The organism is Parabacteroides sp. TM07-1AC (assembly GCF_003480915.1).
Lineage (GTDB): Bacteria > Bacteroidota > Bacteroidia > Bacteroidales > Tannerellaceae > Parabacteroides > Parabacteroides chongii.
This window is the reverse complement of record NZ_QUKD01000001.1, coordinates 510,299-536,844: the sequence shown is the minus strand read 5'-3', so window position 1 is coordinate 536,844 and position 26,546 is coordinate 510,299. Positions and strand designations below refer to the sequence as shown.

Annotated in this window: 19 protein-coding genes; 8 read left to right on the top strand and 11 right to left on the bottom strand. The window is 44.1% G+C overall.

What is annotated here, in order from left to right; genetic code table 11:
* Positions 1-3 precede the first annotated feature (3 nt).
* Together DXD68_RS02250 and DXD68_RS02245 are read right to left on the bottom strand one after the other, a co-directional pair.
* Positions 4-3,342, bottom strand: coding sequence for a SusC/RagA family TonB-linked outer membrane protein (locus DXD68_RS02250; RefSeq protein WP_122360112.1), 3,339 nt, complete (start codon positions 3,340-3,342; stop codon positions 4-6).
* A 192-nt stretch (positions 3,343-3,534) separates the two neighbouring features.
* Positions 3,535-4,557, bottom strand: coding sequence for a FecR domain-containing protein (locus DXD68_RS02245; RefSeq protein WP_122360111.1), 1,023 nt, complete (start codon positions 4,555-4,557; stop codon positions 3,535-3,537).
* 152 nt (positions 4,558-4,709) lie between these two features.
* On the opposite strand from DXD68_RS02245, the gene DXD68_RS02240 reads away from it, so the two are divergent.
* Positions 4,710-5,288, top strand: a complete 579-nt coding sequence (locus tag DXD68_RS02240) for an RNA polymerase sigma-70 factor (RefSeq protein ID WP_122360110.1) — start codon at positions 4,710-4,712, stop codon at positions 5,286-5,288.
* Between the two features lie 36 nt (positions 5,289-5,324).
* Here the strand turns inward: DXD68_RS02240 and DXD68_RS02235 are convergent, their stop codons facing one another.
* Positions 5,325-5,900 (bottom strand): class I SAM-dependent methyltransferase, encoded by a 576-nt coding sequence (locus DXD68_RS02235; protein WP_122360109.1) that lies wholly within the window; start codon positions 5,898-5,900, stop codon positions 5,325-5,327.
* Positions 5,897-6,706, bottom strand: coding sequence for a 4-(cytidine 5'-diphospho)-2-C-methyl-D-erythritol kinase (gene ispE / locus DXD68_RS02230; RefSeq protein ID WP_122360108.1), 810 nt, complete (start codon positions 6,704-6,706; stop codon positions 5,897-5,899). The genes DXD68_RS02235 and ispE overlap by 4 nt, the downstream gene beginning before the upstream one ends.
* A gap of 121 nt (positions 6,707-6,827) precedes the next feature.
* Here ispE and DXD68_RS02225 point away from each other — a divergent pair, with 121 nt between their 5' ends.
* Positions 6,828-9,275, top strand: coding sequence for a S9 family peptidase (locus tag DXD68_RS02225; protein ID WP_122360107.1), 2,448 nt, complete (start codon positions 6,828-6,830; stop codon positions 9,273-9,275).
* A 109-nt stretch (positions 9,276-9,384) separates the two neighbouring features.
* Here DXD68_RS02225 and DXD68_RS02220 read toward each other — a convergent pair whose 3' ends face one another.
* The gene (locus DXD68_RS02220) at positions 9,385-11,199 is read right to left on the bottom strand and encodes a YgiQ family radical SAM protein (RefSeq protein ID WP_122360106.1); all 1,815 of its coding nucleotides are present in this window, start codon (positions 11,197-11,199) and stop codon (positions 9,385-9,387) included.
* A gap of 182 nt (positions 11,200-11,381) precedes the next feature.
* Here DXD68_RS02220 and DXD68_RS02215 point away from each other — a divergent pair, with 182 nt between their 5' ends.
* Positions 11,382-12,383 (top strand): malate dehydrogenase, encoded by a 1,002-nt coding sequence (locus tag DXD68_RS02215; RefSeq protein ID WP_122360105.1) that lies wholly within the window; start codon positions 11,382-11,384, stop codon positions 12,381-12,383.
* Between the two features lie 90 nt (positions 12,384-12,473).
* On the opposite strand, the gene DXD68_RS02210 is transcribed toward DXD68_RS02215, so the two are convergent.
* The 6 genes from DXD68_RS02210 to DXD68_RS02185 all read right to left on the bottom strand — a co-directional run bounded on the left by DXD68_RS02210 (position 12,474) and on the right by DXD68_RS02185 (position 19,662).
* Positions 12,474-13,793, bottom strand: coding sequence for a TldD/PmbA family protein (locus tag DXD68_RS02210; RefSeq protein ID WP_122360104.1), 1,320 nt, complete (start codon positions 13,791-13,793; stop codon positions 12,474-12,476).
* Between the two features lie 45 nt (positions 13,794-13,838).
* A complete protein-coding gene (locus tag DXD68_RS02205) occupies positions 13,839-15,371 on the bottom strand; it encodes a TldD/PmbA family protein (protein WP_122360103.1) in 1,533 nt (510 codons plus the stop codon).
* A 6-nt stretch (positions 15,372-15,377) separates the two neighbouring features.
* On the bottom strand, positions 15,378-16,619 hold the full coding sequence (locus tag DXD68_RS02200; protein ID WP_122360102.1) for an anaerobic sulfatase-maturation protein: 1,242 nt from the start codon (positions 16,617-16,619) through the stop codon (positions 15,378-15,380).
* 98 nt (positions 16,620-16,717) lie between these two features.
* Positions 16,718-17,731 carry an N-acetylmuramoyl-L-alanine amidase gene (locus DXD68_RS02195; RefSeq protein ID WP_122360101.1) on the bottom strand — a complete coding sequence of 338 codons (1,014 nt, stop codon included), beginning with the start codon at positions 17,729-17,731 and terminating at the stop codon, positions 16,718-16,720.
* Positions 17,732-18,230: 499 nt separating this feature from the next.
* Positions 18,231-19,055: a hypothetical protein gene (locus tag DXD68_RS02190; RefSeq protein WP_122360502.1), complete on the bottom strand. Its 825-nt coding sequence runs from the start codon at positions 19,053-19,055 to the stop codon at positions 18,231-18,233.
* Positions 19,056-19,110: 55 nt separating this feature from the next.
* Positions 19,111-19,662, bottom strand: a complete 552-nt coding sequence (locus DXD68_RS02185) for an NUDIX hydrolase (RefSeq protein WP_122360100.1) — start codon at positions 19,660-19,662, stop codon at positions 19,111-19,113.
* A gap of 186 nt (positions 19,663-19,848) precedes the next feature.
* Here DXD68_RS02185 and DXD68_RS02180 point away from each other — a divergent pair, with 186 nt between their 5' ends.
* From DXD68_RS02180 to DXD68_RS02160, 5 genes are all read left to right on the top strand, one after another.
* Positions 19,849-21,300, top strand: coding sequence for a hypothetical protein (locus DXD68_RS02180; protein WP_122360099.1), 1,452 nt, complete (start codon positions 19,849-19,851; stop codon positions 21,298-21,300).
* Positions 21,275-22,660: a GDSL-type esterase/lipase family protein gene (locus DXD68_RS02175; protein ID WP_122360098.1), complete on the top strand. Its 1,386-nt coding sequence runs from the start codon at positions 21,275-21,277 to the stop codon at positions 22,658-22,660. The genes DXD68_RS02180 and DXD68_RS02175 overlap by 26 nt, the downstream gene beginning before the upstream one ends.
* A complete protein-coding gene (locus DXD68_RS02170; RefSeq protein WP_122360097.1) occupies positions 22,650-24,179 on the top strand; it encodes an MBOAT family O-acyltransferase in 1,530 nt (509 codons plus the stop codon). Before DXD68_RS02175 ends, DXD68_RS02170 begins: the two co-directional genes overlap by 11 nt.
* Positions 24,180-24,203: 24 nt before the next feature.
* Complete coding sequence (locus tag DXD68_RS02165; protein ID WP_122360096.1) at positions 24,204-25,817, top strand: energy transducer TonB; 1,614 nt, start codon at positions 24,204-24,206, stop codon at positions 25,815-25,817.
* Between the two features lie 347 nt (positions 25,818-26,164).
* The gene (locus DXD68_RS02160; protein WP_122360095.1) at positions 26,165-26,545 is read left to right on the top strand and encodes a GntR family transcriptional regulator; all 381 of its coding nucleotides are present in this window, start codon (positions 26,165-26,167) and stop codon (positions 26,543-26,545) included.
* The last annotated feature ends 1 nt before the right edge of the window (position 26,546 follow it).

Sequence of the window (26,546 nt, the reverse complement as noted above, 5' to 3'; positions counted from 1 at the left end):
TTTTTAGAAATCAAGTTTAAGATTCAAACCAACATAACGCATGGAAGGAGCATTCAGTAACTCGGCATGATCTTCTGTGATGGCATCCGGGTCGGAATATTTGAAGTCCTTACTCCAGATAAACAGGTTCTGTCCGACCAGGGAAACATGGATATTGTCAAATCCGATCTTTTGTGCAGCCTCCATCGGCAGTTTGTATCCGATAGATAATTCACGCAGCTTCAGGAAAGTCAGGTCATGTATGTTCTGGCTTCTTTTGCTGCCGTTCCACGGCTGATAGTTTTTGGTGTATGCTTCGTAAGAAACCGCCACGTCGTTCGGTGCGAATACACGTGTATCTTCCAGGATATTTCCGTAAGAATCGTATTTCACGGAACCGGAAACCACTTTGACACCCTGTCCGACATAATTGGTCAGACCATTCACCACTTCGTCGTAACGCCATTTATTGTCGCTGTCGATATGTGTTCCTGAGTTCCACATCGCTTGTTCCAGACGGTTATATGCTTTACCGCCGACACGTCCGTCGAAAGAAACATCGAGCGTAAAGTTCTTATAGCTTAAATGGTTGTTGAAACCCCATACCCAGTTAGGACGTTCGAATCCGGCTTTTGTCGGATAATCGCTCAGTACCGGCAGACCACCGCTGTGTACGATGTTTCCGTTCGGATCTCTTTCCCAATCATATACTTCGAACCAGTCCCAACGTTCGCCCGGTTTAACCCAAGGTCTGTCTGTTGAATAGGTTTCGTCGATCTTGTGGTAGTAGTAACGGTCGCGTCCCCAGTTGAAAGAAGAGGTCCAGTTCCAGTCTTTTGTTTTGATAACATCACCGGAGATAGTAATTTCCCATCCTTTTTTCATACGTTCTTCGTCATAGTTGTTCAACGTCTTTTCGAAACCGGACGTATAACTTAACGGAGATTCATGCTGGATATCTGTCATCAGCTTCGTATAGTAAGCCACGTCAAAACGCAGGCGGTTATTCAGGAAATGAACGGCAGCGCCTACTTCAAAAGAGCTGGCCTTTTGAGGAACTAACGTAGCATCGCGGATCATTGTCGGATAGGCTGCAGTGGATTTACTGTCCCATACATTCTGTTTGATTGTGTACACCTTGTTGATGTCATATATATCGGCGGCTGTTTTAGTTACTGTCCATGAACTTCTTAATTTCAGGAAGCTCAGATAGTCGGACATATCGATCAGTTCCGACAGGATCACACTACCGGATACAGATGGGTAGAAATAAGATTGTTCGGATTTTGCCAGTGTGGAAACCCAGTCGTTACGGCCTGTGGCTTCAATGAAGATCGCATTTTTCCAGGAAAGGTCTACTTTACCGTAGACACTGTTGGTTTGTTTGGTTTTTACTGTAGTAGACACGGAAGGTAGGTCTTTCGAAGCCTTTAGTGAATAGAAGCCGGGAACTGTCAGTCCGCCGTTCGTATTTGCATCGAACTCATCCTTCTGGAAATAGTTCAACCCCATACCCAACATACCGCCGACATTGAAGTCGCCCAGTTTCTTGTCTGCAATCAACAATACATCGCCGATGATACCGTATCCTCTGCGTTCGTATTTTTCAAACTTACCAGTCTGGCTGTTACGGGCGCTGAGAGGTATTTTGTATTCATATTTCTTCGAGTAAGTATCCGAGCCGACACGTGCGGTTGCTTTCAACCAGTCTGTAATTTCGTAGTTGAGAGTAACCTGTGCATTTGCGCGGTTCTGCAATTTTGATTTCGTCGCTTCGTTAGCCAGGAAGTAAGGGTTGTTATAGTCATATTTATACAACCAGTTCTGTTCGATATCTTCTTTTCCTTCTTTCCAGTAATTCTTGAATTCGCGAATGTCAAATTCCGTACCGGTCCATACGATCATATTATAAAGGTATCCGTCCCAGGCATACCCTTCACCTCTGAACTGCGGGCTGTAGCTGCCGTTATAGGTGATGGATGCATCCAGTGAAAATTTGCCGAACTTCATGTCACCGGCAACGGTGTAGGTAAAGTTGTTCAGCTTGTTTCCGGGGAACTGTCCTTTATTGTAGACATGTGTCAATGAAGTTCTGAAGCTGCCGTTCTTACCTTTATAGGTTACGTTCACGTTGTTGTTGGTAACGAAAGACGTTTCCAGCAAGTTATTGAAGTTGTTTTTCCCTTTTGATACCAAAGGCATTTCTCTCCATTCATATGTATTGGGATCATATTGTACGGAAGTTCTTCCGATATCCAGTTTGTCACCCCAGACATATTCGCTCAGTTCCTGCAGGTATTTACCACCTGAACCGCTACTGTAAGAGGATTGAACCTCCGGCAATACCAGATAACCGGCGTTGAACATTGTGTTGCTGTTCACACTGACAGCCAATCCTTCTTTGGTTCCGCGCTTGGTTGTGATCATGATGGCACCCGATGCACCTTTTTCTCCGTACAGTGCGGACGCGGTAGCACCTTTCAGTACACTCATCGATTCGATATCATCTGCAGCTACATCACCTAAAGCCGTGTTCTCAAACGGGACACCGTCGATAACGATAAGCGGTTTTTCACCACGTAAAAGGATTGTCGGGTCTTCATTAAACGCATTCGTGTTGATCACGGATACACCGGCGATCTTACCGGAAAGGGAAGTGGCAATATTGGCTCCTTTTACAGTCGTAAATTCATCGCCTCCGACTTTCTGGACCGAATAACCCAATGCTTTTTCCGAACGTTTGATACCCAATGCGGTAACAACGACTTCAGAGATCATTTCGGAAGATTCTTTCAGTCGGATGGTGAAATTAGTCGTGTTGCCGACCTGCAGTTCCTGTGTGTCATATCCGATAAAGGAAACCTGGATGACTGCGTTGTTATTAGGTACATTCAATGTGAAATCTCCATCGATACTGGTCACCACACCGTTTGTCGTACCTTTTTCAATCACGTTGGCACCGATGATCGGATCTCCGTTCTGATCTAGTACCACTCCGGTAATATTCTTTCCGGACTGTTGTGCCGCGTTGGCAACGTTACTAGCTGAAGCTATTTCACCTTTACGGGTAGTCAGGATGATATTCTTGTCCAGTACTTCATATTTGATATTCGTATCTTTGAATAATTCATCCAGCACAGAGAAAACATTTTTACCGGCAGCCTTGATAGATACCAGCTTCTTTGTATTGATCTGCTTCGTGTTATAGAAGAATTGAAACTCCGACTGAGACTCTATCTGCTCAAGTACCGTTTGCATGGTCTGGCTCCTTGCTTCTATGGAAAGAGCCGTTGTCTGACTATACGTATTGCTCGCACTTACTATTGTAAAAGAGGCTATTAGCAATAATGCAGTTATTTTCATACGTAAAAGTGTTTTCGTTTTGATATTACTTCTTTTTCGCATACATTTGTAATGATTTAATGGTAAAAACTAATTTTACTTGTCCCCAAACAAGTGCTTGTTTTTCACACGAATAAATACCCCAATATTTATTCGTGTTTTTTTTCATGGATCTCTTGCATTCATAATAGTTCGTTTAATAATTGTTAGACTTTAGAATAGTTCAACACGGCTTTTTATGATTTCTCCGTCTTTATCAAGTTGATGATCGATCTTGTATCGGATGCCGGATGCCCGTTTAAAATGTTCCAGTACACGTTCGAGCTGCTGATTGGTGAAGATACCGGTGTAAGATTGTTTGTAGAGTGCCGGATCTTTTATCACGAATTCGACATTGAAGCGTTTGCTCAATGTCCATAAAATATCGGACAGCGGAGTTTCCTTTAAAACGATCTGTCCGTTTCTCCAGGCGATATCCTTGGGAACATACGTTTCTTTTTTAGCTGCCTGATACGTCTTTTTATCATACAATGCTTGTTCGTTCGGCTTCAGGAGCATCGTCTGGGCCTGTTCGAATTTGTTGTTGTAGCTGAATTCGACAGAACCTTCGACAAGTGTAGTGGCTACGAAATCGTTATAGCTGTATGCATCTATATTGAATTCCGTACCCAGGACCTTCACTGATGAATTTTGGGTATGTACGATAAAAGGCTTGTTTTTATCTTTCGTAACTTTGAAATAGGCTTCGCCGTCCAGTTCGACATCACGGGAGTTTTCTGTGAAAACACTCGGATATCTCAGATAGGAGGAAGAGTTAAGCCAGACTTTAGTGCCGTCCGGCAACACGGTAGAACCTACCATACCGGGTGTCATCCGTGCTTCCAGGTAAAACAGATCCTGTTTTTCTTTCTGTTCAAACAATAGGTAACTGGAAAGGATCAGTAAAGGCAATGTTAAAATAGCTGCCACCTTCTGAAGGCGGATAAGCAGGTTGTGCCGGTTTGTTTTCCGGTCTATCCGCTTATTCACTTTTTCGAGTGCTTTTTGCGGAGCGGAGCGTTTTATGGATTCAAAGGAGGTGATTGCAAAAGACAGGTAGTAAAAGTCTTCGGCCATTTTTTTGTTCTCTTCCGAACTGTTCATCCATTCTTCCACTTCAAGGCGTCTTTCTTCCGTCAATTCGTTTTTTACGTATTGAAGCAGGTCAATTTCGTTTATATCGTTATTATGGTTCATTATATCTTTGTTTATATTAAGGCAGTTCAAAAATGAAAGTTCCTAAACAAATTGGATAAAAAATATATTTTTTTTTAAATTTGCATAGTTGAATGATAAATGTGGTTGATTTTTAGTGTTAATCTTTTTATAAAAAAGGAGGGAAATAGAAGTTGACGGTAATATGTGATAGCTTGTTTGAGCCTATCCGGGCAGGCGATAAAAAAGCGTTTGATACTTTTTTCTTGAAGTATTATCCTATATTGTGTGCTTATGCGACTCCGTTTGTCGGAGCTGATGATGCAGAAGAGATCATTCAGGATCTTATGGTCTGGTTGTGGGAAAGCCGGGAAAATATAATTGTGGGTACTTCGCTGCCTAATTATATGTTCAGGGCTGTCAAAAATAAATGTATCAATCATATATCCAAGACTCGTTTGCATGAACAGGTTCATGAGTGTTTACAGAATAACATACAGTCGCAGTTTGAAGATCCTGATTTTTATATTGTAGAAGAACTCACTCAAAAAATAGACGAAGCGTTGGCACGTCTTCCGGAAACGTATCGGGAGGCTTTCATCCTGAACCGTATTGAAGGTAAAACGTATAATGAAATAGCTGCCTTGTTGAATATATCTTCCAAGACTGTCGATTACCGGATTCAGCAGGCATTAAAAAATCTCCGGGTACATTTGAAAGATTATCTTCCATTGTTATTACCGATCCTGATGGCCATCGATTCAAAAATATAAAAAGTGAAGTACTGCTCGACAGTTACTTCCCATTAATTAGTTTCGGATTCCGCTGACCATATAAAGTTGGTCACTGTCTTCCATCGCATCGATATGAAAATAGGGTTCCATCAGGGCGGCGACTTCCCGGGCGGGAGGTAGTCCGAACGATATTTTGTTGGCTTGTTTATTGTGATGTCCGTTTATCTGTTCCCTGCCTTCGCTATGGCAGATCACAAGTTCGCCTCCCGGCACAAGCAGAGCTGCCAGGTGACCTATCACTAGGTTCGGATGTTCGAAATGAGGGAAGACACTATAGGCTATGATGTAATCGAACTTTTCATCATTGAGCTCCATAACATCCATACAACGGAAATCGACGATCGGTGTGGCATATTTCCTGCGCGCTTCTTCGATCATCCGGGGAGAGAGGTCGATACCCGTAATATGGATAGGAGCATAGGTCAGCAGATATTGTTCCAGTACGCCGGTTCCGCATCCGACATCGAGTATACGCAGACCTTTATGCAACGTGGTATGTTCAAGTATGTCATTGATCTTTTCCGGTGCATGGATACAAAGTTCGTCCCAGCGGTCGGCCAGGGCGTCGAAGAAATCGGCTATAACAGTCATGGCAATTGTCCCTCCCAGACAAAACAATCGGTGAATTTATCTTTTAACTGTGTTGGAGTTTTAAACAACCCGAAAACAGAGGAACCGGAGCCCGACATGGAGGCATAGACGGCTCCAGCCTGATAAAGGCTCTCTTTGATCTGACCGATTACCGGATATTTGCTAAAGACACTCTTTTCAAAATCGTTTACCATCCAGTCTTTCCATTCGGTAACCGGTTTATTTATGATCTCTTTTAAGGAAATAGCCGGAACTGTCGGAGTAACCAGCGAGTAGGCTTCGGGAGTGGATACGGCTACATCCGGTTTTATCAGACAGAAGTAATAACCCTGTAAAGATAACTGGACCGGTTCGAAGATATTTCCCGTACCGGAAGCAAATACCGGTGTATTGCGGATAAAGAAAGGGCAGTCGGCACCGATGGTTGCTGCTGTCTTTTCCAGTTCATCGTCTTGTATATTCAGCTTGCAGAAATCGTTCAGCAGCTTCAGCATGAACGCTGCATCCGCTGATCCGCCGCCTAGTCCGGCACCGAAAGGGATGGCTTTCAGTAAATGAATCTCTAAAGCGGGAATATCATAGTGTGTTTTAAGCAGGTTCAATGCTTTTATAACCAAATTCTTTTCCACAGGCGCGTCCACTTGTATGCCTGTCTGACTGAAAGACTGCTCTTCTGCATGTACTATTTCCAGTGCGTCTTTTACTGGTATGGGATAGAATACAGTTTCAATATTATGGTAACCGTCCGGCCGCTTGCTGACAACGTTCAGACCCAGGTTTATTTTGGCATTAGGAAAACAAATCATAGATAGAGTTTTTTAATTATGTTTTGTAGACAAACGTAGACAAAATAATTAGTATAAACAAGTTGTTTATGAATGTCTGGTAAATAAATAATTTACTACTTTTGTGTAAAACATATATATAATGAAAAAACATTTACATCTACTCTTATTGGCGTCAGGACTTTTTCTTGTTCAGGGCGTGAGTGCACAAATTAATTCAGCGGACGATCCGCTGCCGGGTTATACGCAGGCCGAGCGGTTTGCCGGTGATAAATTGCCGACGATGTTGTTTTCTACTTCGGTAGATCCACATTGGTTTAAGGCGGGTAACTGTTTTTGGTATGAATATAAAACCGGGAACGGAACTGTCTGGTATGTGGTTAATCCTTCTGCCAAATCGAAACGTCCTCTATTCGATCAGGATAAGCTGGCGGCAGAACTGACGGAAATCGTAAAAGACCCGTTTATTGCTCAACAGTTACCTATCCGGAAATTGGAGGTAGGAGAGGACGGGCGTACTTTTACGTTTCAGGTAACTTCTTCACAGGATGCGAAGAAAGATAGTACGGATAAAGAGAACAAGACAAAGAAAGAGGTTTTCTATTTTTCATACGATTATCCTACACGTAAACTGACGTATCTAGCCGATAAGAAGAAAGACACGGAATATCCCGACTGGGCTTCTATTTCGCCGGACGGTAAAACCGTTGTTTATGCAAAAGACCTGAATCTGTACCGCATGTCGCGTGAAGATTACGAGAAACTGAAAAAAGATGACAAAGACAGTACCGTTACGGAAATACAGCTGACAACCACCGGAGTAAAAGACTTTGGTTTCGGGCAGCCTTATAGCATTTTAAATACGGATACATTATGTAACGGCAAAAGAAAAAATCCGGGTTACTTATTGTGGTCACCCGATTCCCGTCACTTTGCCGTATCTATCTCAGACAGTCGCGAGGTGAAGGACCTGTGGGTGATCAATGCCATGGCAACTCCGCGTCCGACATTGGAAACATACAAGTACCAGATGCCGGGCGAAAAAGAAGCGCCGATCAGCCATCTGTATCTGTTCGATATGAACAATAACTCTTATAAAGAGATCAACACCTGGGCTTTCAAAGACCAGACCATCCGCATGGCTTACCAACCTCGTTTGCAGAAACAACGTGATATGAAGGAACTGCCGAGTATTTGGTTGGGTGACAATAACCGTTTCTTCGTTACCCGTTCCAGCCGTGACCTGCATCGTATCGACATCTGTACATATACCATCGGTGAAGATTCGATCCGTCCGATTATCGAAGAGCGTATGAATACCTATATCGAAGTCCGTCCGCTGGCGTCCGTAAATAATGGAAAAGAACTGATCCATTGGAGTGAACGCGACGGCTGGGCACATCTGTATCTCTATGATGATAAAGGCAACCTGAAAAACCGTATCACATCAGGTCCCTGGCATGTCGACCAGATCGTAAAGGTGGATGAAGCCAAGCGTGTCGTTTATTTTCTTGCCAATGGAAGGGAAAAGGACGAGAACCCCTATTATGAACATCTTTACCGGGCAAACCTGGATGGAAGCAACTTACAGATGGTTTCAGCCGGTGATTATTTCCATGATGTCCGCATAGATGATAATGCACAATTCATTGTCCATAATTATTCCCGCATCAATACGGTTCCTAAGACAGACCTGTTGGATAATACGGGACGGAAGGTAATGGATTTGGAAGAAAGCGATTTCTCACAATTGTTTGCCGCCGGTTATCAGTTCCCGGAACCGTTCAAGGTGAAAGCTGCCGATGGCGTAACGGATCTGTACGGTGTGATGTATAAACCGTTCAATTTCGACTCGACTAAAGTATATCCTATTATCGATTATGTTTATCCCGGTCCGCAGGTGGAAGCAACCCGCTATCCGTTTACCCGTATGAGTGTCCGTACGGACCGTTTGGCACAAGCTGGATTCATTGTAGTTTCTGTCGGTAACCGTGGCGGTCATCCGAGCCGTTCGAAATGGTATCATAACTTCGGATATGGTAATCTGCGCGATTATGGACTGGCAGATCAGAAAGCCGCCATCATCCAGTTGGCTGACAAGAATAAATTTATCGATATCCATCGCGTCGGAATCCACGGTCATTCGGGCGGAGGATTTATGTCGACGGCAGCGATCCTGCAATATCCGGACTTCTTCAAGGTGGCAGTATCCTGTGCCGGTAACCATGATAACAAGATCTATAATCGTTGGTGGAGTGAAACACATCATGGTGTGAAAGAAGTAGTATCGGAAAAAGGCGATACGACCTTTACATACAGCATCAAGAGTAATCCTGAACTGGCTAAACAGTTGAAAGGTCATTTGTTATTGGTCCACGGTGATATCGACAACAATGTTCATCCGGGCAATACGATGCGTGTCGTAGACGGTTTGATTCGAGCTAACAAACGTTTCGATATGCTGCTCTTACCACAACAACGTCACGGCTTCGGTGATATGGACGAGTATTTCTACTGGCGAATGGTCGATTACTTCTCAGAACATCTGTTGGGTAAATCGGATAAGTCGGTGGATATACCGAAACGATAAATATTAGAGTCCTGTAAGGACGAGATAAATTAGCCCAGGGTTTCACCCTGGGTGTTTATAAATGCAATGTAAATTAAGCCCTGTAGGGGAACAACAAAAGGATTGTATTTTACTTACCGAACAATTTATTCAATAAATCTTTCTTACCCATTTTCTGTAATGCCTGTGTGATTTGCCGGCGAAATTCCGGTTTGTACCAAAAGAAGAATTGTCGTTGAGCCAGTTTCTGCTCTTTTGTGCGAGCCGTATATACTTTCTCTAATGTATAAGGATGATAGCCTGTGTAATATATTTCTGTAGCCAGTGTCATAGGGGTAGGAGTGAAGTCCTGTACCTGCTCCAGCTGGAAATGTAACTTTTTAGTTTCGATAGCCAGCTTTGCCATATCTTCTTCCGTACATCCCGGATGGCTGGAAATGAAATAAGGAATTAATTGCTGGTTCAGTCCGTGTTGTTTATTGATACGGTCGAATATTTTCTTAAATTGCCCAAATTGCTCGAAGGAAGGCTTACGCATCATCTTCAAAACATTCTCTTCCGTGTGTTCAGGAGCGACCTTCAAGCGACCGGATACATGTCGGGCTATCAGCTCTTCCGTATAACTTTGTGCTGACTTATTCACGGTTTCATCGTCATAACGATGCAGAAGCAGGTCGTAACGTACACCACTACCGATAAACGAGCGCTTGATGCCAGGCATATTGTCCACCGCTTTATAAATATCGAGTAAAGGCGTATGATCTGCGTTCAGATTCTTACAAACGACGGGAGAGATACAGGAAGGCTTTTTACATTTGGCACAGATACTCTGATCTTTACCTCTCATCTTATACATATTGGCTGAAGGACCTCCCAGGTCGCTGAGATTTCCTTTGAAATCGGGCATCTCCGTGATAGCCTTTATCTCTTTCAGAATAGAATCTTTGCTACGGGAAGCGATGAACTTTCCCTGATGCGCCGAGATTGTACAGAAAGCACATCCTCCGAAACATCCCCGGTGTAGATTGACTGAGAACCGGATCATTTCGAATGCCGGAATCACTTTCCCTTTATATTTGGGATGGGGCAAACGGGTGTAGGGCAGATCGAATGAAGCATCGACCTCTGCCTCCGTCATGGGAGGGAAAGGAGGATTTACTACGATGGTCTGTTTTCCGACTTGCTGAAGAATGCGTGATGCGTTGTATTTGTTTGATTCTTCCTCGATATGGCGAAAGTTTTTAGCCTGTTTCAGTTTATCCCGCAGACATTCTTCATGTGAGAAAAGTACGATGTCATCGGGACTTTTTTCCACTTTACCGGTCAGATAAGCCGTTTGCCGGATGTCTTTTATCGAATGGAACGATTCGCCCGCTAACAAGCGGGTAACCAGTTCTTTTATGGGAAGTTCTCCCATGCCATAAATAAGGAGATCGGCAGGGCTGTCGACTAAAATACCCGGACGGAGTTTATCCTGCCAGTAGTCATAATGAGTCAACCGGCGCAAAGAAGCTTCGATTCCACCGAGTATGACAGGTACGTCCGGATAGAGTTCCTTTAATATTTTGGTATAAACAATACTGGGATAATCCGGGCGCATGCCGGCCCGGCGATCCGGTGTATAGGCATCGTCACTGCGCAGGCGCTTATTGGCGGTATAATGGTTGATCATTGAATCCATCGCTCCGGGAGAGACACCAAAGAAAAGCCGGGGGATTCCCAGTTTCTTGAAATCACGATAATCTCCTCGCCAGTCCGGCTGCGGAACAATAGCCACCCGCAGTCCCATAGCTTCCAGGGTACGTCCGATAACGGCAGCACCAAACGAAGGATGGTCCACATAGGCATCCCCGCTAAAAAGAATCACATCTATATAATCCCATCCACGTGCTTCGACTTCTTTCTTGGTGGTGGGCAACCATGCTTCCGGTCTGAATGTTTTCATGCTGCAAAGGTAGGATTTTAAGCTATAACTTTAGCTTATAGGGGATAGATTTTAATGATTGGCATATGAAGAAAGGATACTTTACCTTTGTAACCGAAAAGAAAAACGGAGGTGAAACAGTAAACATTATCAATAAGATATGTGTTCTCTTAGTAAACATAATTATTAAAAAATAATACAGTATGAAAGTATTAACAGACGAAAAGCTCACTATCGTAGGAGCAGCAGGTATGATCGGTTCAAACATGGCCCAAACAGCTTTAATGATGGGGTTAACCTCTAATATTTGTCTTTATGATCCTTTTGCTCCGGCTTTGGAAGGCGTTGCCGAAGAAATGTTCCAGTCCGGATTCGAATATGCCAATATAACATATACTTCAGATATCAGTGAAGCATTGAGAGGCGCCAAATATGTTGTTTCATCCGGTGGTGCAGCTCGTAAAGCCGGCATGACACGTGAAGACTTGCTGAAAGGAAATGCTGAAATCGCTGCCCAGTTCGGTAAGGATCTCCGTTCGTATTGTCCGGATGTAAAACACGTAGTCGTAATCTTTAACCCGGCAGATATTACCGGACTGATCACCTTGTTATATTCCGGTCTGAAACCTTCACAGGTAAGCACATTGGCTGCTTTGGACAGTACACGTTTGCAAACAGCCTTGGCACAGCATTTCGGTATCCGTCAGAACCTGGTTAAAGGTTGCCGTACTTATGGAGGACATGGCGAACAAATGGCTGTTTTTGCTTCAACTGCTACGGTCGACGGTAAACCGTTACTGGATCTGATCGGTACACCAGAGCTGACTGACAAGCAATGGGAAGACCTGAAAGTAAAAGTGATACAGGGTGGAAAACGCATCATCGAACTTCGTGGCCGTTCTTCTTTCCAGAGCCCGTCTTATCTGTCGATCGAAATGATCCGTGCCGCTATGGGAGGTGAGTCATTCCGCTGGCCTGCCGGTACTTATGTTTATTCCGGTAAATTCGACCATATCATGATGGCGATGGAAACAGAAATTACCAAAGACGGTATCTTTTATAAAGAGGTAGAAGGAACAGCTAAAGAAAATGCTGAACTGGCAGATAGTTATGTACATCTGAGCAAACTGCGTGATGAAGTAATCAGTATGGGGATCATTCCGGAAATTCATTTGTGGCACACATTGAATCCTCACATGAAATAAGCTGTTTTTTTAATGATATATATACAAAAAAGAGGGTGACTTTCAGTGGAAGTTCACCCTCTTTTTTATCGTTTACTCTGAATTATCTTTTTATAATCCGCTGAAATCGACACCGTCGAATAGCAATGACGGAATACGCCAGCTGGAGAACAGGCGCGGGTCGTTTCCGACTTCAGCCAGGTTGTTCCATAACGAGATCATATTTCCTGTCGCATTCATTTCCGAGATCGGCTGTGTCAGTTTACCTTTTTCAATGAGGAAGCCTTCCACACCATAAGAGAAATCGCCGGTTGTGCTGTTGCAGTTACCACCGTTAAAGCCTGTGACAAGAATACCCTTATCCACTGATGCAATCAAGCCGTTCGTATCTTTGTCACCCATCTGCATCGTCAGGATGGAAGGAGAAGCGATTGTAGGCTTGATATCCATTTTGTTGGCAGAATAGGTATCGATATAATAGGTTTTCAATACACCGTTTTCAAAAACAGGCATACGTTTGGTTGCCACTCCTTCACCGTCGAAATAACGGGCTCCGGAAGCTTTGACCAGATGCGGTTCGTCGATCAGAGTCAGTTTATCGCCCAACACTTTCTGATCGAGTTTGTCGAGCAGGAAAGAGTTTTTCTGTTGAATGGATGAACCATATAAGGCATCCAGTACGGGAGATAACAAACGGCCGGAATTCATATTGTCGACGATCATACGGTATTTACCGGAAGCCACCTTCTTTTGTCCCAGTTTACGGAAAACACGTTCCAGCGCCTTTGTTCCCAGTCCTTCCTTGATCATCGTATCGAAATACAAAGAAGAATCGTACCAGTAAGATTCCGGACGGGCATCGCCTTCGCCGCGGATACTGACGCTCGCTACCAGGCTGAAAGAAGATCCACAGGCTTCGCCTTCAAAGCCATTGCTGGCAACCATATATTTGAAGTCTTTTTCGTCGCTGTATGAAGAATTGGCAGAAATGATACGGTCGTCTTTTCCCATCATCTCTTCACAGGTATTCATCGCCAATGCTACTTTTTCGTCCGGCTGTATGGAGTCGAACTTCGGGTCGATCAGCTGCAGGTCGGCACCGCCGCCTTTATAATAGAGCGAAGCGTCGGGCAAGGTGCGTGCCTTGTCTTCTGCCAGATAACGGGTCGAATCGATACCATTGCGGATAAACTTTTCCAGTTCCTTTTTATCCAGACGATTGGTAGAAAATGAACCATAACGTCCGTCCACGAACAACTGGATAACCAGACTGTTTTCGGAGGCCTGCTGCAGGCGGTCGATCTTCATATCACGGATCTCGAACGAACTGCTGGAACCATTATACAAACTTACACGTGAAGCCTGGCAACCGTTCTTTAAAGCGAACTCCATGGCCCATTGAGCCAGTTTTTTATTCTCGTTAGTTATCATAATCGTAATCTCTTTTTTAATTGTCAACTGTCAATTGCCAATTGTTTAATTTTCTCCTCCTACAGTAAGTTTACTAACCAGGGCGGATGGCATACCGCAAGTTACCGGGCATGATTGACCGTCCTTACCGCATGTCCATGTGCCGTTATCCATCTTATAGTTATTTCCGACCATTGTAATATCGGCCAGCGCTTTCGGTCCGTTACCGATGATATTGATGTCTTTGATCGGCTGTGTCAGTTTACCGTTTTCGATCAGATAACCGTCTTTCACGAAGAAAGTGAAGTCGCCGGCACCGATCTGCACCTGTCCGTTGGTGAAGCTGGAAGCATAGATCCCTTTCTTAACGGTCGAGATCATCTCTTCTTCCGTCACATTGCCTGCTTCCATATAGGTTGCACGCATACGGGGAATAGGCATCTGGCGGAACGATTCGCGGCGTCCGTTACCTGTCGACGGGATACCGTAATGCTTCGCACTGATACGGTCGTGCAGGTAACTTGTCAAGATACCTTCTTTCACGATATAGGTTTTTTGTCCTTCCACACCTTCGTCGTCGATATTGACAGAACCACGGTTGAACGGGATAGTTCCGTCGTCCACTACGTTGATATGTTCGTTGCAGACCTTCTTATTCAGCTGGTCGGAGAAAATAGACGTATTCTTACGGTTGAAGTCGGCTTCAAACGCATGTCCGATCGCTTCGTGCAACAAGATACCCGAACCACCGGCACCCATTACGACCGGCATTTCACCTCCCTTAGGCTTCACCGCCTGGAAGAGGATAGCCGTTTTCTCCACCGCTTCTTTTGCCACTTCGCTGATGATCTCATCGGTCAGGAACTCGGCACCCATACGGAACGCACGCGAAGCATACGAGTTTTCGATCTTGCCGTTGTCTTCCATGATGCAGACAGCAGCCAGGGTAACCATCGGACGATAGTCGTAATACATCTGTCCTTCCGTGTTGCAGAACAGGATATGAGATGTCGTATCGCCCAGGGAAGCCATCACCTTATGCACACGCTTGTCGAGCGCAAATATCTGGTCGTTCAGCTTTTGCAGGTAAGGCGTTTTTTCTTTGACGGCAATTTCGTCCCAGGGAGTCTGTACGCCATAGAAATTGTTGACAATCGGTTCCTCGGTCAGTTTGGCCGGCCCTTTTCCTGCAGCGCCGTTTGCGATGCGTGCGGCTGTACGTGCAGCTGTCAGCATCTCGTCCAGCGAGATATTTTCGACGTAGGCATAGCCTGTCTGGTCTCCGGAGAGGACACGTACGCCCATTCCGAAGTCTATGTTTGAAGAGGCACGGTTGACCGCACCATCCTGTAAACCGATATTATTACGGTAAGAGTGTTCGAAGAAAAGATCAGCATAATCTCCTCCCTTTTCCAGTGCTGCATTCAACACCTTTCTCATGTCACCTTCGCTCAACCCGAAATGGTTCAGCGCAAACGAGATACCGGCAGCTTTATCGGCTGTACTACCGGCACAACCTTCTAAAAAAGACGGAACTGCCAGTGAACCAAGCATAACCATACCTCCTGTTTTAATAAAATCACGTCTGTTGTATTTCATGTTGTTTTATAGAGTATCTCTATTCTCTTTTGCCCATTGCATCACGTTTGCGGGCGGACGCTGGGCTAATAATTCTTTCTTCATAAAATCCATATACGGTGCTACATGTTTGAAAAACTTTTTGTAGCCTTTGCATAGATAGTTTAGTCCCGGTTCACCGCTGGCTGTATGCAGAAAACGGTTTTTGGGACACTCCCCGTTGCAGGCAAAAAGAAATTCACATTCCTTGCATTGGGCGGGTAGTTTATCGTATTTGTCGGCACCGAACTTCAACTGGCTTTGACTATACATCATCTCCGTCAATGTCTGCGTATAGATATTGCCCAGCTTATATTCCGGGAAGACAAAATGGTCACACGCATACAAATCACCGTTGAACTCCATCACTCCGGCATGCCCGCATGTCCGTGCCAGCGTACATACGCCCGGCTGTTCTCCGACCCAGTTTGCGAGCGTCGCATCGAACAGTTGGATATAATAATTGCCCACATCTTCCTTCAGCCATTCATCGAAAATGGCACAGAGGAAATCGCCCCATTTTCCGGAATCGACAGAGAAAGGAGCCAGTTTGATATTGGCGTCCTGTTGTTCCGGAGAGGTCAGTTTCGTCCCGTCCTGATGGAATCCCAATCGTTCGACGATAGGGGCGAACTGGATAAAATGGCAATCTATTTCCTTGAAAAAGTTATAAAACTCCAGTGGAAAATCAACGTTGTAGTCGTTCACCACCGCCATTGCGTTATATTCTACCTGATGTTTTTTCAGCAGTTCGATTCCCTTCATCACCTTGTAGAAGGAGGGAAGACCCTGCCGGTTCCGGCGATATTCGTCATGGAACTCTTGCGGACCGTCGATCGAGATGCCGACCAGGAAATTATTTTCTTTGAAGAAACGACACCAGTCATCTGTCAACAGTGTTCCGTTCGTTTGGATACAGTTGTCGATCTGACGGCCGCGACCGTATTTCCGTTGAAGTTCGAGCGCTTTTTTGTAGAAGCTGATCGGACGCATCAGCGTTTCGCCGCCATGCCAGGTGAAAAGTACCTGGGGCATCGTCTGACATTCCAGATAGTCTTTGATGAATTTCTCCAGCAGCTGCTCGCTCATGATGTGATTCTTTACCTCCGGATAGAGCTTTCCCTTTTCCAGGTAATAGCAATAATCGCACGCCAGGTTACACACCGAGCCGACAGGTTTCAACATCACATAAACGGGTTTAGCAAAAGGAGATATATAAGAATTATTCATGGTTATTTAAAACGATTCAACAATAAAATTACACAAAGGTACGATTAATCTGCGGATTAATCGGCATTTCAGAGGCTAATAATTCATTATCAAGGCATTTATTTCAGCTTTTTCTTGTAACGTTTGTAATCGGTTACAAAACCTTCGCACAGCCAGTTTGCCAAAGCCTGGCGATTATCACTGAGAATAAACCGTTTTTGGTCGAAGCTGTTTTGTATATTTCCCAGTTCCACAAATACAGAAGGGGGAGTTGTTTTTCTTAAAACATACAATCCGCGCTGGCCTACTGTTCCTGTAAATCCACGTCCCGGCTGATGTCTGTTATATTTATGCTCGAAAGTAGACTTCATGGTCTTTGCTAAATGCTTGCTTTCGGAGTTTTTATCCTGATAATAGAAGAAAACATCTGTCTGATGACTTTTACTACGGCTGTCGATATGCATGAAGATAGCGCGTTTGTAAAGTTCTTTATCTTTTTTGAACAAAGAATTGATCTTTTCGCTCCGTTGTTCGAGGCGGCGTACCTGGTTGAACGGGATCGGGGCGCCCATGCATGTTTCACGCTTGGTGTTGTTCAGGAAGCGGTCATTGCGGATGCCGTCTTTGGCATCCTGGATGATAATGTGCACTTTGGCTCCTTTCATCATCAGGTTGCGGGCGAGGCGCAGCATGACATCGTAGGCGTATTCATCTTCATGGAGTTCTACGTTGCCCATTTTACCGATAGCACCGGGGTCGGGACCGCCATGTCCGCTGATCAAGTAGAAGCAACAGCCTTTCAACTCGGAGGAGGTGACTTGATATTGAGCTAATTCCTTGCCGAATAAGGGCTCGTAATTAGGCTTTTTCGTTGTTGTAGCCGCCGCGCCCTTTAACGGCGGCAAATGGTATTTAACGCCCATTCTAAGCGAGTTTCCACTGCCGAGTCTAGTCTTGTTTAATTTGATAAATTCATCGTGATACTCTTTTCCGACACGGTTATGACGTTTCAAGAAAAGGGTAACTCCTTCTCCTTTCTTAGGAAATGCTTTCTCTTGTGCTATGAGAGAGGCGTTGAAAATAAAGAGTGCAACTAAAGTTGATAGTATGAGTGTTATTTTTCTTGCGAACATGTTTTCCGGTTATAATGCGGTAAAGATAAAAAAAGATGTTGAATAACAGAAATGTCGAAAAAGAAAAAGAGCTTTTGCAAATCTCTCTCGCGTGCGCATTTTGCTGTTGTGTTTTTTAATGTAGTATTATCTGTTTTAATATAGTATTATTTACTTTAATATAATATATGCACTTTTTGTCATGTTTCCGAGGGTTTCTGTAGCAGAAACCCCTGTTATTGTTACATAAACACTGTTTATGCTGAGTTGATGAATGTTAACTGATATTTGTGTGCAGAAGCCCATAGTTTATGTCTGCTATTTAGTTTTTTATTATCTATTGCTGAAAAGAACGGTAGCCTTCGTGTATTTTTTATATAGATATTCAAGAGTAGCTAAAATAAAGGAATTAAATACTCTCGGGAGAAACTAAATTTTCTTCCGAATGAAATTCAAATTCCTCTCGGAAGAAATTAAAAATGGATTCGAATGGAATTTTATCAGATAAAAGCTTATTGTATTATTTAAACTTTACATATCCTAATTTCGTATACCGTATGTTTCGTGACACATAATGTTTGATTACCTTGGCAGAGCGTATATGTAGTTTTTCTCCGACTGTGTAAGCATGGTCGGAATTGCTTAGTTTCCCGCTTTCGAGACTGCGGTCGGTGGCGCGGATCGTAAAGAAAAACAGGTTTTCCGAATCATCTGCTGCAATGATCTTTTGATCGACATAAAAGTGGGTGGTTCCCCGGATTATACTGGTTTTGTACGGATTGTCTTCTATCTTGACCCGGCGGATCGTAAGATGTAAGTCGGTTAATTTTTCGTCTATTTCTCCGACAAAACGGCTTACCGGCATTTTATGTGTCCGGGAGGTGTTGAGATCCTGATAGACCCATGAATAGGTAGCCGCCAGCTCTTTGAAACGCCGTTCGCTTTGGATGCGTGCTTCATATTTGTTGGCTATCCAGGTAACATATTTGGGGTCGATCAAGGCGACTTCAAACAGATGATATCCACGGTATTTGCCGAAAGAGATCATGTCGTCGGCATTGTGGGAAATGGAGGCGAGACGTATTTTGATCGTTAGTTTGGCAAAAGAGTTTGCTACAGTTGTCATCGCTTTTCCTATCGAGTTAATCACGTTGACATCCAAAGTGGAAAGGAATACATTCGGGTGATATTCCGCCGTCGGGTTATAGAACCAAAGCGTATAATAGGCAGTCTTTTCGTTCGGTAAAAGAATGTAATATACGCCTTTATCCTCATTTCTTCCTTCATTAAACACATTCAGTTTATCAAGGACAAATTGTTCGATATAATCTGAAATGTTACTCATACTCATCCTCCTCATATTCTTCCCTAACAAACATAAGGAAAAAGAATGAATTATCCTAATTTTCAGCTATATATTTCCAAAGAGGGGCAGCATGTATAGCCTGTTTGATCTGGTCGGTTTTTAATAGTTCCAATACATTTTCGAGTGTGAGAATATGGACTGCCAGGTCTTCCGTATCTTCCAGGTGCTGAGGCGCGACGGGTTCGACATCGGTGGCCAGGAAGCAGTGCGTCAGGTTGGTATGCGTACCCGGATTGGCTGAGATGGTCATGTATTCACTCCAGTTGCCACCTCCGAAGCCGGTTTCTTCAAGGAGTTCACGTTGAGCGGAAACGAGGGGAGAGCCGTCTTCTTTTTCGCATACGCCGGCACAAAGTTCATAGGATGTTTCTCCCAGTCCGTGACGGTATTGACTGACAAAAACGAATTTTTTATCTTTTGTGATGGCAATTACATTGATCCAGTCGGGATATTCAAACACAAAGTATTCAGGAATTTGATTGCCGTTAGGCAGTTCAACCCGTTCGCTTCGCACCGTCAGCCACGGTTTGCGGTGAAGATAGGTGCTTTCAAGCACTTTCCATGTTCTTTCTTTTAACTTTTCCATTGTAATATATTTCTAAATGTAACATCCATTCGTATCGAAATTCTTTCCTCCTTTGGGGAATAAATATTGATACAATCTAAACGTAGCTCTCTACTTAATTATTATAATCTCTTCTTTCTAATTCTGAAACAATAAACGAACATACCAACTTTATCTTTATCTTTGCACCTTCGTAAGAATGAGTAAATGAATAAAGAAGATAATTTCGGCAGACTGTTGGCTCTTTTGCTGATTACGTTGGGCATCTGCCTGGGACTATATTATCTGCCGGACAGAATATTCGGCCAGAAGATAAAAAAGGTTGACTTACTTTCGGATTTACGGGTGAAAACGCAGTCGTTGTCTATGGACTCGCTACGTAAACAGCTCGAACAACCGGATACATTGGAAATAGATTCGGTAGCCTTGCGCGATTCGGTCATCCGTTCGACGGGGATCGACTCGGCGGCATTGGCGTTACGCGATTCTTTGTATAACGTGATGTATTCCGTTCAGGGAGCCGATTCGCTCGGTACGCATATCGAAGATTATTCGGTAGGGCATATCGGGCTGAAACGTTTCTTTGCAGCGTTGAAGAACAGGGATCAGTTGAACCGTCCGGTGCGCGTTGCTTTCCTGGGTGATTCGTTTATCGAAGGGGATATCGTTGTGGCTGATTTGCGTTCTGCCCTGCAAAAGGAGTTCGGTGGACGCGGGGTCGGTTTTGTGCCTATCGCATCCGTTGCCGCCCAGTTCCGTCCAACAATCGAGCAACGTTCGGAAGGCTGGCATACCTGGTCGATGCTGACCGATCATGAACATGGTTATACCCTTTCCGGTATGATGTTCGAACCTAAAAAAGATGGGAAGGTAACCGTCTCTCTCAAAACAACCAACCGTTATCCGGAACTGGAAACAGCTTCATCATTGAAATTCCTGTATGAGCAGAATATGGGAACACGTATGGAATTACACTATAACGGAGAGCCGGATACGATCCGTGAACTGTTGCCGCCCACCACAAAGATCACTCAATATGTACGTAAAGGGAACTTTACCGAAGCTGCTTTTTCTTTTACGGAGACGGAAGGTTTCCGGGCTTTGGGTGTTGCGCTGGAGGATAACTCGGGAGTCGTAGTCGATAATTATTCGTTACGCGGAAACTCCGGCATGATTCTAAACCGTTTGGATAGCGCACGTTGCCAGCATTTGAACGAAATACGACCGTACGATCTGATCATTCTTCAATATGGACTGAATGTTGTAAGCGACAGTGTCCTGCAGTATGGCTGGTATAATAAACGTATGGTGGAAGCCGTCCGCCACGTACAGGCTTGTTTCCCGCAGTCGGATGTATTGTTGCTGGGCGTTTCCGACCGCAGCCATCAGGAGGACGGGGAGTTTGAAACGATGCCTGCCGTGCTGGCTATGCTTCATACCCAGCGGCAGATTGCCCGTAAAACCGGTATTCCGTTCTGGAATACGTTCGGTGCGATGGGAGGCGAGAACAGTATGGTCCGTTTCGTGGAAAACAATTGGGCAAGTAAAGATTATACCCACCTGAGTTTCAGGGGAGGACGTGAGATAGCCACGGCGTTATTCAATGCATTATTATTAGAAAAAGAATTTTATGATGAAGCAGACAAAGTGGTTCATTAACCTGTCGGTTTTGTTGGCGCTGATCGCGATCACCGTCGGGGCAAAGACTCTGTCGCCTTCCCGTACGACGTTGAAGGATGGCGTTCTTTTGCCTGATACGCTGACGGTTCCGGATACGGTTGCTTTGCCTGCCGTTTCTTATAAGATGGGGGCGGCTGTCGATTCCGTCCTGTTATCGGAAAAGGACAGTTGTGTGAGTGATTATGCCCCTCTGCATCATTTTTTTGCAGCACTCGATTCCTTGCGTGCCGGAAAAGATACGGTCGTAACAGTCGTGCAATTGGGCGATTCCCATATTCAAGCGGGTCATTATAGCGGACGTGTCATGCGGCTTCTACAACAGCAGTTCGGTAATGCCGGACGGGGCTGGATCGCTCCGTTCAAACTGAGCAAGACGAATGAGCCGGATGATTATTTTATTTCGTCTGTTATTAAAGAATGGGTAGCCGGACGTTGTATCCAACATAACAGGAAATGTCCGATCGGACCGGGAGGTATTGGTATTCAATCCGTGTCACCTTCCATTAATTTCGATATCAGCATGGCTCCTAACAATGGGGCGGGTTATTCATTTAATCAGGCGGTTATTTATCGGGGCGAAAAGTCCATGCCGATGCTGCCAGCCGGAAAGAGGAAGGATTCGGTGGAGACGGTTTTAGGTCAGACGGCTTGTGCTCCGGGAGTGATTGCGGATACGTTCCGTATTTCAGGTCTGATCGATACGTTGCAGTTGCAGAGTACCCGCCGCAAACAAGGGACCGACAAGTTGCTGCCTGCTTCTTCTTTCAAAAATCTGTACTATGGTTTTAACCTGACCAACGGTAAGCCGGGGATTCTGTATCATTCGGTGGGAGTGAACGGTGCTATGTACGTGAATTATACGGATGAAGAGTATGTTCGCCAGCTAGCTTTATTGAATCCGTCGTTACTGATTATTTCTTTGGGAACGAACGAGACGTTCGGCAGGCGTTTTAACCGGAGTGAGTTTGCCGGACAGATTGAAGATTTTATTTCTTTGGTGAAAAAACAGATGCCTCATACGGCTATCTTACTTACTACGCCGCCCGAATGTTACAAACGGGTATATGTAAATAAGAAGCGTACGTATGTGCGCAACGAAAATACGGAACGCGCCGCAAAGGCAATTGTCGATGTGGCCCGTCGGGAAGGTGTGGCTTGCTGGGATTTGTTTGCAGCAACAGGAGGTAAGACTTCGAGTGCCAAATGGCATAAAGCCGGATTGATGGGGAGAGACCGTGTTCATTTTACAAAAGAAGGCTATCAGGCGCAGGGTACGTTATTGTATCGCGCACTGATGCAAACCTATAACCGATATATTGCAGATAAGAATGTTCGATAATATTGATTTGTCCAAACTGGGTGATGTGCTTACTTATCAGCACAATGCGCCGATACTTTTTAGTAGTGGCCTGTTTTTCTTTCTTTTCATTGGCTTCCTGATCATATACATGTCACTCAGGAAGCATTTGCTGGCGCGTATAATTTATGTGACGCTTTTTTCCCTTTATTTCTATTATAAGAGTAGCGGATTCTGGTTTTTCCTGTTGCTGTTTACGGCTACTTCCGATTTTTGTATTGCCCAGGGAATATTTCACACGGTGACTCAATGGAAGCGTAAGTTGCTGGTCGTTCTAAGTTTATGTATAAATCTCGGTTTGCTGGGGTATTTTAAGTATTTCAACTTCCTGCTGGAGATCATAGCTTCTGTTACGCGGGAGTTCGGCTATCAGTTCGGGAATACCTCCATGCAGAGCGTGACATATCAGCCGTTGGACATTTTTCTGCCTGTCGGTATTTCGTTCTTTACATTCCAGACAATCAGTTATGTTATCGACGTTTACCGGGAAAAGATCACGCCGCTGACCCGTTGGATCGATTATGTATTTTATGTGTCGTTCTTCCCGCAGCTGGTGGCAGGACCGATTGTGCGTGCCCGCGATTTTATTCCTCAGATCTATAAGAATCCGACAGTTACCCGTTCCGAGTTCGGGGAAGGTTTGTTTCTGGTTTTGTGTGGTCTGTTCAAGAAGACGGTAATATCCGATTATATCAGCATGAACTTTGTGGATCGGGTCTTTGATGCACCGCTACTTTACACCGGAGTGGAGAATTTGCTGGGTGTGTACGGATATGCTTTACAGATTTATTGTGACTTCTCCGGCTATTCGGATATGGCGATCGGTATTGCCCTGTTGCTGGGATTCCGTTTCAATATGAACTTCGATTCGCCCTATCAGTCGGCTACGATTACGGAATTTTGGCGTCGCTGGCATATCTCTCTTTCTTCCTGGTTGAAAGATTATTTGTATATTTCTCTCGGCGGAAACCGGAAAGGAAAGGTGCGTACATATATAAACCTGCTGATCACGATGCTTTTAGGAGGTTTGTGGCATGGGGCTTCCATGAGTTTTATCATTTGGGGAGCTATACACGGGGTGGCACTGGCTATCCATAAGTTTATTATGGGACGATTCAGCAGTTTCAAACAGTTAGGATCGGAGATGAAACCCTGGCGCAGGGTGTTGGGGATATTTATTACTTTTCACCTGGTTTGTTTCGGATGGATATTCTTCCGTGCCGATTCACTGCAGACGGTGAAAGAGATGCTTTCGCAAATCTGTACAAATTTCCATCCGGAGGTGTTTGCGCAATTTGTTACCGGTTACAAAGGCGTTTTTATATTGATGATAATCGGTTATGTATTGCATTTTATGCCTAAATCGGCAGAGAATGCTTTGCAGGGTGTAGTTACCCGTTCTCCGCTAGTGGTACAGGCAGTGATCCTGGCAATCATGGTCTTTGTCGTGGTACAGTTCAAGAGCGCCGGCGTACAGCCTTTTATCTATTTCCAGTTCTGATGTAAACTAAATATTTCTATAATTATGAAAGCAACCCCGATACTGTTCCTGCTCCTGGCTGTTTTTGCCAGTGGAATATCAGGAGTAAAGGCGCAACAGAATAGTTTGCCGGAAGAGCAACTTCATTTGCGTCAGGAGGTCAGACCTTATTTGGATAGTCTGATCATTGAAGAACCCAAACCGGACGATACGGATATTTCCCGGTTTCGTTTGGAAGCAGTCTTTCCGGTCAATAAATTGACTCGCTTTGGAACAAACGAAGGTGAGTTTACTGCTTTTACGCCTGATAATCCCAAGTTGAAAGGGCTTGTAACCGAGCCTGTCCCTTTGTTGGGTGGTGCCCGGATTAGTTTGATCTATTCCTTTGTGGATGATTACGAGAATGCGGTCCCTATTGCCTGGAAGTATCGGTTTGAAAGTGTGCGGCAGAAAGGCGAATCGGGAGAGGAGATGGCTTGTCAGTCTCTTTATCTGCATGTATTGAACGATCTGCGTTTTTCTAGAATTAAAGTTGGATTGATGGATGTCGTACTGTTGCCGCCGGATAATGACGGAAAACAGATAAATAATGTACCTAAGTTGGGATACCGTTCCATGAGTTTCAGCCGTGCGAATGACGATCAATATATGCTTACTTATTTGTTGAAGACAAATGAGGGTGTTTATAGTCCGATCGATCGTTCCGAAGGTTCTGACCGTACTTTTCCTGAATATATCGGCGGATCATCGGCACAATTTTGGTTTATCCGGCAAAATATGGAATATCCGGAGAAAGCCCGGGAGGAAGAGGTGAGTGGAACCGTTCTTATCTCTTGTACGGTTGAACCTGACGGCTCGGTGACTGATCCGCATGTCTTTCTCGGTTCGGAGCCGTTACTGAACGATGAAGCGATCCGTCTGGTAGGTTTGACAAGTGGAAAATGGATTCCGGCAACCCGCAACGGAGAGAATATTGCTGATGAAAAAGTGATCCCTGTTACTTTCGATCTGAATGATGATGGAATAAAAATAGTGGAACATACGAAAAAGTCCGGAAAGAAGCTGCCGCTCAAGGCTTATCTGTTTTTTGGGGCAATAGCTGTTGCCGTTATTCTCTATTTGAGAAGTAAGTTCCGGAAAAAGAACCGGAAGCCGGATCCGGCTTTACGTCCTAATATTTCTGTCAGCAATGATAAAATAGTGATCGTTGCCGGAGTGGAAGAAGCGGACGTGGAACAGATGTTACGTGTATTTACCGATATATATAATAGTCGCCGGTATGATGCGATTATTCGTATCCATCCGATGGGCAAACAGGTATTTGCCTTGACTTTCCCGTATGATATCAGCTGGGAGGTTTTCATCGAGTTGATGGATCACCTGGTGTATTTCGATGATAATGAGCATAAGGTGCAGATCAGAGCGTGGCTGACTTTACCGAAAGAATGTGAACCGGTTGCCGGACAGCATGTCATGTTGTTCTTTCAGGAGGATGATAAAGACTTTGAGCCTCTCTATATATCAACCCAATACAATCGTATCTGGAAAATAGATTACGAAACCAATACATTGAAAGAAGCAGAGGCTGGAGAAGAGTATGCTAAACCTCCTTTCGCTTATAATGAAATTGTACAGGTGAATTTTATAGAGATAGACTGATTGAAGAATCCTGTATAACAGGCTAAAACAGTTTGAATACAAGGGTATATAAAAAACGAAATGGCCAGCTTTCACAAGAGGGCCATCTCTAAACCAAAACCTTAACTATGAAAAAATTTACGTTTTTCACTTGTAAAGATACTATTTATTTCTTTATAGCCTCACAATATTCTCATTATTTTGTGTCATAAACGCACTTTTAACATAATGGCATAAGATCGGTGGTTTAGCCAAGCAGATAAAATCTTTTTCAAAAAAGTCAGAAATTAATTTGGTGGAATAAATATTTTTCGTTCCTTTGTCATATAGAAATAGTACAATGTTTGTATAATATAATATTTACCTATATGATAAAGTTCTTATTAGATTATTCCAGTGGCGTCCCGGTATACCGGCAAATCATCGACCAGATCATATTTGGCATTGCATCCGGACAATTAAAACTTGGTGAACAGCTCCCAACGGTCAGAGCCCTTGCAGTAGAACTGAAAGTGAATCTGAACACGGTCTCTAAAGCATATAAGGAATTGGAAATTAGAAATATCCTTGAAACCCAACAGGGCACCGGTACCTTTATCAACAAAACAGAAAATGTAATAGACGAAAAGGAGCGGAAAGACAAATTAAAGGATATTTGTATGCAGCTTTCCTCTGTCGCATTTAGTTATGGCTTTACTCTCAACGACATCATACACGAATTAAAGAATATTGAAACCTCTAAAAAATAAT